Source organism: Geomonas sp. Red276, assembly GCF_054784495.1.
Genome location: NZ_BLXW01000025.1, coordinates 59,013 through 69,745, shown reverse-complemented (window position 1 = coordinate 69,745; position 10,733 = coordinate 59,013). Strand labels below are relative to the sequence as shown.

The window sequence follows — 10,733 nt, the reverse complement described above, 5'->3', positions numbered from 1 at the left end:
ATCCGTGTCGACCTGGCAAGCTCTGCCTTCAAGGGCGAAGGGCATCGCAAGGTCTGGGGGCGACTCCGCTTTGGGAAGGGGCACAAGGTCAGCCGCAAGCGAGTCTTGCGCATCATGCGGCAGAACCAGTTGCTCTCCCCATACCGGGTGCCACAAGGCGAGCCCAATCCCCACGACGGCAAGATCATCACCGCTGCTCCGAACGTGATGTGGGGTACCGATGGAACCAAGGTGTTCACGGTGGAGGAAGGCTGGTGCTGGATCTTCACCGCGGTTGAGCATTGGAATGCCGAGTGCGTTGGCTGGCATGTCACCAAGACAGGCGACCGTTTTGCAGCCCTTCTGCCCCTTTCCATGGGGCTGCTGAAGCACTATGGCTCCGTGCAGGCTGACGCAGCAAGAGGGCTGACGCTACGAATGGACAATGGCAGCCAGTATCTCTCAGACCACTTCCAGAACCAACTGAAGTTCTGGGGTATAGCTTCCAGCTTCGCCTTCGTCAGACAGCCGGAAACCAATGGGGTGGTCGAACGGTTCAATCGTACGCTCAAAGAACAGGTGATATACGGCAGTACCTTCAGAACTATCGAGGATGTCAGGACAGCTATGGCGACATTTGTCAGCCAATACAATCAGTTATGGCCAGTCGAGAAGATGAAGTATCTGAGTCCCGACCAGGCTCGGGAAGAGTTTTACAGAGAGGCAGCGTAAGTCTTATCTTGTGTCCAGGGCACCGGAGCCGCTACATGCGCAGGATTTCGAGATCAGGCTGGAGAGGCCCGAGAAAGTGGGAGTCCGGTATCGTATTGTCGGCTCCGGTCGGGAGCTGGAACAGTTCAAGTTGTCTCAGGGATTGAAAGTAGTCAATGAAACTACTACCTCTTATTCGGGCAAGCTTGATGCAACGGTGACTGTTCTACACGACGGCGACAATAGCGATGGGAGCAAACTCAGACTGGTCGTTTCCACTTGCAAATATGCCGAGAATGGGAAGTCTCCCGAAAAGGAAATTGTGCCGGCAGGCACTGAAATCCTGGCGGAGCTTCAGGGGAAGGAGGAAGTCTTCCTGATGAATGGCAAACCGGTCTCTCCAGAAGTCAAAAAGGTCATGAACCTGTTCTTCTCCCTGCGAAACGACAAGACCACCGACGATGATGTGTTTGGGACGAAGGAACGTAAGAAGGTGGGCGACCGATGGCCGGTCCACCATGCGGAAATGGCTACCAGTCTGGCTGAGGTTGGCATCTTAGCCAAAGCGGACAGCATCAAGGGGAGCACGGCGCTGGATAAGATTGTAGAAACCGACGGCATCAAGGCTTTGCGAATCACCGGAAATGTGGAAGTAGAAAATCTTACCTCACCGGCGATACCGCCCGAGTTCATCGTCGATAAAGCGAACGCCTTCGTCTACTTTTCAGGTGACTTCCCCATCGACACCACCAAGCCCCCCCTCTCCGACAAGATGGACATGACCATGTGGCTGACGGGAAGAGGCTCCGCCCCCAATGGCATCGGATTTGTTCTATCGATGAGGATGGAGCAGACCGTGGAGAAAAAATACAAGGCCCTGCAATAGAATAACGCCTCGTGACGGTTCAAGGACCGCCGGGTCAATCCCATCAATTCTCGTCCTTAACCCATGTCGCCTGGTATCGTTCGATACCCGTTTTGTCGACGAAGGTCTGGAGCGACTTCAAGGTAAAACCGTTGCCAAGCAGTAAGCCGTTTTTGTTCTCGAAAAACTCCCTATTGATTCCATGATGGGACCAGAAGGCAAACTCGGGGTTGGGAAAGGGCTTGAATACGGCTCTAAACATGGAGACGCCGGCGGAACTCCTTCCCTCTACCACGGCAGGGTACATCTTCAGCTTGAACAGCTGATTGAATTTAGCCTGGTATTCGGAGGAAGTCAGCCATTGGGTGAAACCGCTGTGTCCTGAATCTCTTTGGTGTGACTGCCGGGAATTGTCGATCGGCCTGGATGTGACCTCAGCCTTGATTCTTACCGAATAGCAATCACCCGATTGTGCATCGCTGTACCACTTCCCGCCTAACTCCTTTACGACCTTGACATCTGCGTTTGCGTAGGACGACACGGAATCCTTCCGGACCTCGAAATCCTTTACCTCCGTTTCGCTTTTTATCTGGGTGGCAAAGTATTCGACAGCCTTCCTCTTTGCATCTACGAGTGCCGCATACACTGTCTGCTTTCGGGTCAGCGAGTCCCCCATGCATGCACTGCCTTCAACTTCCACACCCGGTTCGTTAGCCGCAAAGCTCGCTGTTGACAAAAAGGCTAACAAAAGAAACGAGTAGACAGCTGCCATTCTCATGACGGTCCCTTTTTGCATTCCCTCTGGTAGTTAAACATCTCAAATGCCGATCCTTATACCATAAAGAGAGTCTGCCGGAAAAGGATTTGGTCGTAGAATGACTCGCCATGGTCTGCATGGCCCGAAAGTGGTGATGGGGCACATGCCCTGTTTAGGCTATCGTCAGCGGTCGGCCAGTTTGTGGCAGATGAGGCATTGCTCCTTGGGAGGGTGGCCTTTGATCGTCTTGATGAAATGGCACTCGTTACAGCCTTTCTCGATGGCAGACTGGCTCTTACCCTCCCGCGCAGCTGCGTAGCTCGCGGCGTGCATCTCGTCGTGCGGCGTGTCCCGTCCTTTTCCCTTCAAAGAGCCGAGCGCGAGTATGAAAAGGATGAGAACGGCGATGAATATGAATAAAGAGTCCCTTCTGGGTAACGACATCTCCCCGCCCCCTACAATTGGTTTTGTTTGGCCGCGACCGCTCCGCAATCGCCGAAATGTGCCCGCGATCCGATCTAAGGCGGGAAAGAAGATGACATTTTTGGCCGCCAGGTTCAAGTGTCTTTACACAGCGTGTAAGGCATTCCCACCGCTAGCCGATTAAAACCTCGCTGCTGAATCCCAACTCGACAATTCCGCTCCCTTGCTGTGCCCCCCATCCTCACCTATTCGCCGCACGATGGATACCATCCGCCGAAGCGAAGATAGTCTTCGCCGAACGACGGATACCATCCGCCGAGACGAAGATGGTCTTCGCCGAACGACGGATACCATCCGCCGAGACGAAGATGGTCTTCGCCGAACGCCGGATACCATTCGCCGAGGCGAAAATGGTCTTCGCCGAACGACGGATACCATCCGCCGAGGCGAAGATGGTCTTCGCCGAACGACGGATACCATTCGCCGAGGCGAAGATGGTCTTCGCCGAACGACGGATACCATCCGCCGAAGCAAAGATGGTCTTCGCCGAACGACGGATACCATTCGCCGAGGCGAAGATGGTCTTCGCCGAACGACGGATACCATCCGCCGAGGCGAAGATGGTCTTCGCCGAACGACGGATACCATCCGCCGAAGCAAAGATGGTCTTCGCCGAACGACGGATACCATCCGCCGAAGCAAAGATGGTCTTCGCGGCGCGACGGATACCATCCGCCGGGGCGAAGATGGTCTCTCTCTGCACGCAAATGACTTTTGAGGCGATTCAGACGGGTTTCAGTGCCAGGTCTTGAATCAGGTGACGGTTGAAAGGTGATCAAGACCTGGCACGTAGCGCATTGTCATGGGGATGGGCTTGTCGCACTAACCGAAACCGGGACGAAGGCATTTATGCCTCCGATCCAGAGGGAGGAGCCAGAGGCAGCACCATTGATCGGTATCCCCGCAAGCTGTTGGCCTCCAATCCCCTGAGTTCCAATCCCCACCATCAGGAAGTAGTCGCCCGCCGTGAGGCTCCCCGCAGGAACGGTCAGGAGGGTGGAGTCGGTAGAGACGTTGGCCGGATTTTTGTCGGTCGGATACACGAAATGGCCCAGGAATGAAGAGTAAACCCCGACCGCGTAGTTGCAGTCCTGCAAGGGAGCGCCGGCACTCCAGGCGATGTCGTTGTTGCTGGCGGCATCCCAGGTGGCCCCGGAGACGGGCGCTGTGATGCTTGGGAAGATGGTGAACTGGGTGCCGGTCGCAGTGTAGGTGTTGGTTCTGGCGGTCACATTCAGGTCGACGGTGCCACCCGGGGCTATAGGGACTTGGCCTATGTAGCCACTTTTTTGAGTAACGTACGTCAGCACCGTTCCATTGACGGTCACGGTGGCGTCGGTGATCGGGGTCTGCTGGTTGCTATCGGCGAAGATGCGCACCTGCTGCAGAAAACCGAGCGGGTTACTCGCCCCTTCGGTCACGCTGAGCACGACGGCGGAAATATAGGGCACGATGGTTACGGTGAGCGTTGCCTCCCCCGAATGATGTTCGCCGGTGGCTGTTATGGTAGTCGATCCTTCTCCCACGGCGGTCGCCAATCCGGTCGTGGCATCTATGGTGGCGACCGAGGGGTTCGACGAACTCCACGTCACCGAATCGGAGATATTCCGGGTTGAATTGTCATGATAGATGCCCCATGCCGCGAACTGTTGGGTGGCGCCGATAGCGGAGAGGCCCACGTTGGAAGGCTGGACGTTTATCGAGGTCAAGGCCTGTTGCATGAAGAACGTCACCAGGGCGGTGGTCTGCCCTGCCAGCACCGTTACCCCGTTTACCTCCCCTTTATAGATGACCTCTTCGTTTTGGTCGAGCGCTAAGGCGGTAACGGTGAGGCCGCTCCCGGCCGGCACGTTTTGTATGACACCGCAACCGGCGGAAGCGTCGAAAGTCTGTCGTATGGTGGTCATGAACGGTCCCGACACGGCGATCCGCACCCACACGACATCAGTCGGCGCGTTGGTTCCCGCAGTGGCCGCCTTGACGCCAGCGCCGGTGCCGCTATTCCAGACGAGCCTGGCGGCAATTGCCCCGACACCACCTTCCTTGGAACTCCCGCTGCCTCCGCACCCCACCTGCATCGTGAGGCAAACGGCGAGCAAGATACCGGTAAAGTAACGGCATGATTTGCTGAGCATAGTCTCCCCCCCTTTACCAGAAAATCGTAAGGGTACCTGTCGAGGTAACCCCGAGGAACGCCGTCCCCGTCACCGTTCCATTGCTTGCCGTTATGGTGGCGGTACCTCCAGCCACCCCGGTCGCCAACCCGGAAGACGTTATGGTGGCCACCGATTCATTGGATGAGCTCCAGGTCACGTTCTGGGTGATATCGAAGGTGACCCCATCCGCATAGTACCCCTTCGCCGTGAATTGCTGCGAAAAGCCAGCGATGACGTTCGCCGAGCCAGGCAAGATTTCGATGTGGTCAAGGGCCGCATACATGATGACCGTCACCACGCTGGTCGTTTGCCCAGCCGTCACGGTGACATGCTCAACCACCCCTTCGTACATGATGGCACCGAGCGCATCCAGGGCGGAAACCCTGACGATCCGTTCGACACCGGCAGGCACATCGGATATCGTCCCGCTTCTGTTGCCGGCGTAGAACAGCTGAACGATGTCGCTCATCCCCGGGCCAGAGATGGTGACTTTCATGGTTATAATGTTGGGCGGCATGGTGCTGGACAGGTTCCTGGGGACTATCCTGTCGCTGCTGAATAACAGTTGGGCCGCAATGGAGCCAACTCCTCCCTGTGGCCCGGAATTTCCTCCCGAGCCGCAGCCTGCCGTGATGAGGAGTGCGAGGAAAAGTAAGATGCCAGTGACTAACCTCGATACTCTTACGGACATTGTCTTACCTCCTTTTCTTCAGATGACTTTGCTAGATCGTGGGGACGTCTGAACAGGAGTGGTCCGTATCAGTCTAACTTGGGCATTTGCGGTAACTATCGCCCGAACGGGTCTTTATTTTGGGCCGAAAAGGTTAACCCGCTCGGACCCATAAACTGATACCTTCGACAGATCAACCGCGGCACCCTAGATGCTATGAGCGTGGATTGTTGTTGAGCCAGAAGGCATATCTACTGGGCCGATAGCATCGTTCGTTTTTATCGAAATTTTCAAATTGCCGATTCATGCAACTTGGCATATATTCCCTCAGATTCCTCGTCACTATCGAAAATTGAAAATGGGGGGGATAACATTTCCGGAAGGGAGAAACCACATGCAGAAAATCTTGGTCTCTGTTGTACTTTTTTCGTTGTTCTTAGCAACAGCCGCGCATGCTTTCGGCTACAACTACGTCTCCCCTGACGACTTCAAAAAATGGCTGGAAACGGGGAAACAGATGCAGATCGTAGACATCCAGCTGCCGATCGACTTTAAAAAGCACCACTTCAAAGCGGCCATGGAGACCGATGCCTTTCCGGTCAAATCCCCGGATGACAAGAAGAGATTGGAAAGGATCATCCCGCAGCTTGCCGCCGGCAGGAACGACGTGGTGGTCGTCTGCCCCCGCGGCGGCGGAGGTGCCAAGAACGCCTACGATTACCTGAAACTGAGGGGGATTCCGGAAAAGCGGCTCTTCATCCTGGAGGACGGCATGGAAGGGTGGCCCTACAAGCAGCTGACGGTGTCCGGCAAGTAGCGTAAAGAAGAAAGAACCCGAAGCAGACTCGCAAACAAAACGAAGGGGCCTTCCCGAAATTAATCGGGAAGGCCCCTCCCATGCTCCGCCTTTAAATGGCTCAGTATGGCCTCAGGCTCCATTCTCCCCATTCTCCCCATTCTCCCCATTCTCCCCATTCTCCCCATTCTCCCCATTCTCCCCATTCTCCCCTGCCCTGCCCTTCGTCCACAAACGCTCAAAGCAGCAGTGTGCCCGCTTGACGTTTAACGCCGGGCGATATACCTTTTCCAAATGATAAGGACCTTCCGTTCCAAGAGCGCTGAGGCACTTTTTTCCGGTAAATGCCCGCGGCAGTTCCAAGCCTTTGCTGCTGCCGCCGAGCGTAAGCTTCAGATGCTCGATGATGCTGAATCCATCGAAGATCTCAGGGCGCCTCCCGGTAACAGACTGGAAGCGCTACGTGGAGATCTGTGATTACCATTGAGGAGACTTGTATGAATCCCATAAACAAAATGCGTCCTGTACATCCGGGAGAGGTTCTCCGGGAAGAATTCCTTGCACCACTGGGGTTGAGTGCCCATGCCCTGGCCTTGGAACTGAAAGTCCCTGCTCCGCGGATAAACGATATCGTTCGCGAACGGCGTTCAATCACTCCCGACACGTCCCTTAGACTTGCTCGCTACTTTGGAACCACTCCGCAATTTTGGTTAAATCTGCAGACCAGCTACGACCTTAAAATTGCAGATGAAAAGTTGGGGGCAAAGATAGAAAGGGAAGTACAGGCGAGAGTTATGGCATAGCCTTACGCAACGTCGATAGCATGCTGTAATAAAGAAGGCGGAACAGGTTATACTGTTCCGCCTTCTTTATTGCTGGCTCTTTGTCGCAGTCGCTACGCGTAGCGGACGAGTTCGGACATGTCGCGAACGGCCTGGTGGAGGCCGACGAGGATGGCGCGGGACATGATGGAGTGGCCGATGTTGAATTCCTCGATCCCGCCGATGGCGGCCACTTTCTTCACGTTCACGTAGTTGAGGCCGTGGCCGGCGTTCACGCCGAGGTCGAGTTTCCGGGCGAGCTTCACCGCGTTCTCGATCTTGATGAGCTCCTCCTCTTCCTCTTTCCAGTCCCTCGCCTCGGCGAAGGAGCCGGTGTGGATCTCGATGTAGTCGGCCCCGATCTTGTTGGCCGCCTTGATCTGGTCGGGATCGGGATCGATGAAGAGGCTGACGATGATGCCGCCGGCTTGCAGCTTTTCGATATACGGCTTCAGCGCCTCCTGGTGAAGGCGGACGTCGAGCCCCCCCTCCGTGGTGAGTTCCGCCCGTTTCTCGGGAACCAGGGTGCAGGCCTCCGGCTTCACGTTGAGGGCGATTTCCACCATCTCGTCGGTGGCGGCCATCTCCAGGTTGAGCCTGGTCTTTATGGTCTGCCTCAAAAGGTGCAGGTCGCGGTCCCTGATGTGCCGGCGGTCTTCCCGCAGGTGAATGGTGATCTGGTCGGCTCCGGCCAGCTCCGCGATGGCGGCTGCCGCCACCGGATCCGGTTCCGATCCTCCCCGCGCGTTGCGCAGGGTCGCCACGTGATCGATATTCACTCCCAGTTTAGCCACGTACTTCTCCTCCCAAATGACAGGCGACGGTCGATGCGATGTCGTGCGCCCAGGTGCGGATCTCGCCTTCGTCGGTCCCTTCCAGCATGATCCGTAGAAGCGGCTCGGTACCCGAGTAGCGGATCAGCACCCTCCCCGCTCCATCCAGTTTCCCTTCCACGTCGCGGATCAGGTTGGCGACCTCCGGAACCTGCATGATGTCCGATTTCTGGCTCAGCCGCACGTTGACGAGCACCTGGGGAAGCGCCTCCATGACCAGGGCCAGCTCGGAGAGCCTTTTTTGGCGGCGCTGCATGATGGCGAGCACCTGCAGAGCCGAGAGGATGCCGTCGCCGGTGGTGTTGTGGTCGAGGAAGATCATGTGCCCGGACTGCTCGCCCCCCAGGTTGTAGCCCCCTTTGACCATCTCCTCCACCACGTAGCGGTCGCCGACGGCGGTCTTGATGACCTCGCCGCCGATCCGTTTCATGGCGATGTCGAGCCCCATGTTGCTCATGACGGTGGCCACCAGGGTATTGCGCTTGAGGGTCCCGTTCTTCATCATCTCGGTGGCGCAGATGGCCATGATGCGGTCGCCGTCCACCACGTTTCCGTACTCGTCGACGAAGATGACCCGGTCGGCGTCGCCGTCGAGGGCGATGCCGAGGTCGGCGCCGTGCTCCTTGACCGCCGCGCTCATCACTTCCGGATGCAGCGATCCGCAGTCGGCGTTGATGTTGGTGCCGTTGGGTTTCACGCCGATGGTGATGACCTCGGCGCCCAGTTCTTCGAAGACCGCAGGGGCCACCTTGTAGGCGGCGCCGTTAGCGCAATCGAGAACGATCTTCAGCCCGGCGAGGTCGAGATCTTTCGGGAAGGTGCTCTTGAGGAATACGACGTAGCGGCCGGCGGCGTCGTCGATGCGGTAGGCCTTGCCGACCTCCTTGGCGGTCGGGCGCAGGGAGTCGATCTTCTTGGAGAAGATCAGCTCCTCCATCATCAGCTCCTTCTCGTCCGGAAGCTTGAAACCGTCCCGGGAGAAGAACTTGATCCCGTTGTCCTCGAAGGGATTGTGGGAGGCCGAGATGACCACGCCGGCGTCGGCGCGCATGGAGGAGGTGATGTTGGCGATGCCCGGGGTCGGAAGCGGTCCCACCAGCAGGACGTCGACCCCCATCGAGCAGATGCCGGCGACCAGGGCGCTTTCCAGCATGTAGCCGGAGAGGCGGGTGTCTTTGCCGATGACGATACGGTGCCTTCTCTTGCTGTTCTTAAAGGTATAGGCGGCCGCCCGCCCGATCGCCATGGCCATCTCCGCCGTCATGGGATAGACGTTGGCTACGCCGCGAACACCGTCGGTGCCAAATAATTTCTTCATAGGGAGCTCCTTCGATCGAAATATAACTCGATAGCAATTCAGTCAAACGTTGGGTAGGCAGCCCGCTGCCCACCGTTATCTTTCCACCCTCGACCCTTCAGGGTGCCCTCACCCCTGTCCCTCTCCCCTAAAGGGGCGAGGGGATACTGTTTTAAACGGCTACTTTGGCGGCGCGGAGGTGGTAACCATCGCCACCCGCACGTTGGCCGGATACATCCGCACCACGCTGAGGTCGCGGTCGGGGAGCCGCAGGGAGCGGCGATCGATGGCGAAGGTGGCCGAACCCGCCGTCGCCATGGAAAGATCGACCTCCACGCTCCCGGGATCGACAACACGAAGCGGCCACAAAAGGATCCCCGGCCCGGCCACGGTAACCTCCACGTTCTCCGGAAGCGGCGTGGTCACTTTCAGGTCGGCAGGGATATGTTCGGCTCGCAGGGGGACTTTGAGAGTCGTCTCGGCGGGACGTTCCACCATCACGCTCGTCCAGATAAGGACGGACAGCAGCAGGGAAAGCCCCGTGACCACCGTCGCATCGCTCGGTGTCGGCCCGTGCACCCTCATTTAAGCCACCTCGGCTCGATCAGCCTTCTCAGCATCTTCCCCAGAGAAGGCGGCTCCAGGATGTCGGTCTTCTTCCCTCCCACGATCACCGAAATGGCGCCGGTCTCCTCGGAAACCACCACGACGACCGCATCGACCAGTTCGGAGAGCCCGAAGGCCGCGCGGTGCCTGGTCCCCAGGCTCTTACTCACCTCGAGATTCTGGGTGAGCGGCAGGAAGCACCCCGCCTTGGTCAGCTTTCCGTGCTGGATGATCACCGCCCCGTCGTGGATCGGGGAGTACGGCAAAAAGATGGACGAGATGAGCTCGCTCGTCACCTTGGCGTCGATGTCGGTTCCCACCGCCAGGTAGCTGTCCACCTGGATCCCGCGCTCGATCACGATCAGGGCCCCGATCCGCTTCTGGGCCAGCCCCGCCACCGCGAACACCAACTCGTCGATGACGTCCGACATCTCCACGTCCTTGCCGGTCTTGCTCCGGATCCAGGCGGCAAAGCCCCTGCGGATGTCGGTCTGGAAGATGACCGCCAGCACCACCACCGAAGAGGCGAGGAAGGTATCGAGGAGGATCCGAACGGTGTACAGGGAGAAGAGCCGGGCCAGGAGATGACCGACCAAAAGGAGACAGAGCGCGGGAAGGACGCGCAGGGCCAATTGCGCCTTCAAAAGCCTGGATAGCCGAGTGACGATCAGTGCTACGAGCGATAGATCGAGAAGGTCCCGAATCACGCCTATGTCTTGCAGAGAAGGATTCATCGGCACCACGCGGGAGGTTACTCCC

The 10,733-nt window shown here is 57.6% G+C and carries 14 protein-coding genes; 6 read left to right on the top strand and 8 right to left on the bottom strand.

What is annotated here, in order from left to right; genetic code table 11:
* Window positions 1–711 (top strand): transposase (locus ACYVL5_RS16655; RefSeq protein ID WP_460596699.1); only part of this gene is annotated, 711 nt, incomplete at its 5' end.
* Between the two features lie 76 nt (window positions 712–787).
* A complete protein-coding gene (locus ACYVL5_RS16650) occupies window positions 788–1,576 on the top strand; it encodes a hypothetical protein (protein ID WP_460596698.1) in 789 nt (262 codons plus the stop codon).
* A gap of 43 nt (window positions 1,577–1,619) precedes the next feature.
* Here the strand turns inward: ACYVL5_RS16650 and ACYVL5_RS16645 are convergent, their stop codons facing one another.
* Complete coding sequence (locus ACYVL5_RS16645; RefSeq protein ID WP_460596697.1) at window positions 1,620–2,333, bottom strand: hypothetical protein; 714 nt, start codon at window positions 2,331–2,333, stop codon at window positions 1,620–1,622.
* A 162-nt stretch (window positions 2,334–2,495) separates the two neighbouring features.
* Window positions 2,496–2,756 (bottom strand): cytochrome C, encoded by a 261-nt coding sequence (locus tag ACYVL5_RS16640; RefSeq protein WP_460596696.1) that lies wholly within the window; start codon window positions 2,754–2,756, stop codon window positions 2,496–2,498.
* Window positions 2,757–3,061: 305 nt separating this feature from the next.
* On the opposite strand from ACYVL5_RS16640, the gene ACYVL5_RS16635 reads away from it, so the two are divergent.
* Complete coding sequence (locus ACYVL5_RS16635) at window positions 3,062–3,547, top strand: hypothetical protein (protein WP_460596695.1); 486 nt, start codon at window positions 3,062–3,064, stop codon at window positions 3,545–3,547.
* Between the two features lie 48 nt (window positions 3,548–3,595).
* Here the strand turns inward: ACYVL5_RS16635 and ACYVL5_RS16630 are convergent, their stop codons facing one another.
* Both ACYVL5_RS16630 and ACYVL5_RS16625 read right to left on the bottom strand, forming a co-directional pair.
* Window positions 3,596–4,930 (bottom strand): Ig-like domain-containing protein, encoded by a 1,335-nt coding sequence (locus ACYVL5_RS16630; protein WP_460596694.1) that lies wholly within the window; start codon window positions 4,928–4,930, stop codon window positions 3,596–3,598.
* A 13-nt stretch (window positions 4,931–4,943) separates the two neighbouring features.
* Window positions 4,944–5,642, bottom strand: coding sequence for an Ig-like domain-containing protein (locus ACYVL5_RS16625; protein WP_460596693.1), 699 nt, complete (start codon window positions 5,640–5,642; stop codon window positions 4,944–4,946).
* Window positions 5,643–6,015: 373 nt separating this feature from the next.
* Between ACYVL5_RS16625 and ACYVL5_RS16620 the strand changes: the two genes are divergently transcribed.
* The 3 genes from ACYVL5_RS16620 to ACYVL5_RS16610 all read left to right on the top strand — a co-directional run bounded on the left by ACYVL5_RS16620 (window position 6,016) and on the right by ACYVL5_RS16610 (window position 7,220).
* Window positions 6,016–6,438 carry a rhodanese-like domain-containing protein gene (locus tag ACYVL5_RS16620; RefSeq protein WP_460596692.1) on the top strand — a complete coding sequence of 141 codons (423 nt, stop codon included), beginning with the start codon at window positions 6,016–6,018 and terminating at the stop codon, window positions 6,436–6,438.
* A gap of 273 nt (window positions 6,439–6,711) precedes the next feature.
* A complete protein-coding gene (locus tag ACYVL5_RS16615; protein ID WP_460596691.1) occupies window positions 6,712–6,894 on the top strand; it encodes a type II toxin-antitoxin system RelE/ParE family toxin in 183 nt (60 codons plus the stop codon).
* A gap of 20 nt (window positions 6,895–6,914) precedes the next feature.
* Window positions 6,915–7,220 carry a helix-turn-helix transcriptional regulator gene (locus ACYVL5_RS16610; RefSeq protein WP_460596690.1) on the top strand — a complete coding sequence of 102 codons (306 nt, stop codon included), beginning with the start codon at window positions 6,915–6,917 and terminating at the stop codon, window positions 7,218–7,220.
* Between the two features lie 92 nt (window positions 7,221–7,312).
* On the opposite strand, the gene ACYVL5_RS16605 is transcribed toward ACYVL5_RS16610, so the two are convergent.
* From ACYVL5_RS16605 to cdaA, 4 genes are all read right to left on the bottom strand, one after another.
* Window positions 7,313–8,032: a pyridoxine 5'-phosphate synthase gene (locus tag ACYVL5_RS16605; protein WP_460596689.1), complete on the bottom strand. Its 720-nt coding sequence runs from the start codon at window positions 8,030–8,032 to the stop codon at window positions 7,313–7,315.
* Complete coding sequence (gene glmM / locus ACYVL5_RS16600) at window positions 8,025–9,389, bottom strand: phosphoglucosamine mutase (RefSeq protein ID WP_460596688.1); 1,365 nt, start codon at window positions 9,387–9,389, stop codon at window positions 8,025–8,027. The genes ACYVL5_RS16605 and glmM overlap by 8 nt, the downstream gene beginning before the upstream one ends.
* Before the next feature lie 159 nt (window positions 9,390–9,548).
* The gene (locus ACYVL5_RS16595; protein ID WP_460596687.1) at window positions 9,549–9,953 is read right to left on the bottom strand and encodes a YbbR-like domain-containing protein; all 405 of its coding nucleotides are present in this window, start codon (window positions 9,951–9,953) and stop codon (window positions 9,549–9,551) included.
* On the bottom strand, window positions 9,950–10,708 hold the full coding sequence (gene cdaA, locus ACYVL5_RS16590) for a diadenylate cyclase CdaA (RefSeq protein ID WP_460596686.1): 759 nt from the start codon (window positions 10,706–10,708) through the stop codon (window positions 9,950–9,952). The genes ACYVL5_RS16595 and cdaA overlap by 4 nt, the downstream gene beginning before the upstream one ends.
* Window positions 10,709–10,733: the final 25 nt, after the last annotated feature.

What these genes read in the sequence shown, in the direction of transcription:
- ACYVL5_RS16645 (WP_460596697.1), bottom strand. Translation starts at nt 2,333, where the DNA reads ATGAGAATGGCAGCTGTCTACTCGTTTCTTTTGTTAGCCTTTTTGTCA.
- ACYVL5_RS16640 (WP_460596696.1), bottom strand. Translation starts at nt 2,756, where the DNA reads ATGTCGTTACCCAGAAGGGACTCTTTATTCATATTCATCGCCGTTCTC.
- ACYVL5_RS16635 (WP_460596695.1), top strand. Translation starts at nt 3,062, where the DNA reads ATGGTCTTCGCCGAACGACGGATACCATCCGCCGAGACGAAGATGGTC.
- ACYVL5_RS16630 (WP_460596694.1), bottom strand. Translation starts at nt 4,930, where the DNA reads ATGCTCAGCAAATCATGCCGTTACTTTACCGGTATCTTGCTCGCCGTT.
- ACYVL5_RS16625 (WP_460596693.1), bottom strand. Translation starts at nt 5,642, where the DNA reads ATGTCCGTAAGAGTATCGAGGTTAGTCACTGGCATCTTACTTTTCCTC.
- ACYVL5_RS16620 (WP_460596692.1), top strand. Translation starts at nt 6,016, where the DNA reads ATGCAGAAAATCTTGGTCTCTGTTGTACTTTTTTCGTTGTTCTTAGCA.
- ACYVL5_RS16615 (WP_460596691.1), top strand. Translation starts at nt 6,712, where the DNA reads ATGATAAGGACCTTCCGTTCCAAGAGCGCTGAGGCACTTTTTTCCGGT.
- ACYVL5_RS16610 (WP_460596690.1), top strand. Translation starts at nt 6,915, where the DNA reads ATGAATCCCATAAACAAAATGCGTCCTGTACATCCGGGAGAGGTTCTC.
- glmM (WP_460596688.1), bottom strand. Translation starts at nt 9,389, where the DNA reads ATGAAGAAATTATTTGGCACCGACGGTGTTCGCGGCGTAGCCAACGTC.
- ACYVL5_RS16595 (WP_460596687.1), bottom strand. Translation starts at nt 9,953, where the DNA reads ATGAGGGTGCACGGGCCGACACCGAGCGATGCGACGGTGGTCACGGGG.
- cdaA (WP_460596686.1), bottom strand. Translation starts at nt 10,708, where the DNA reads ATGAATCCTTCTCTGCAAGACATAGGCGTGATTCGGGACCTTCTCGAT.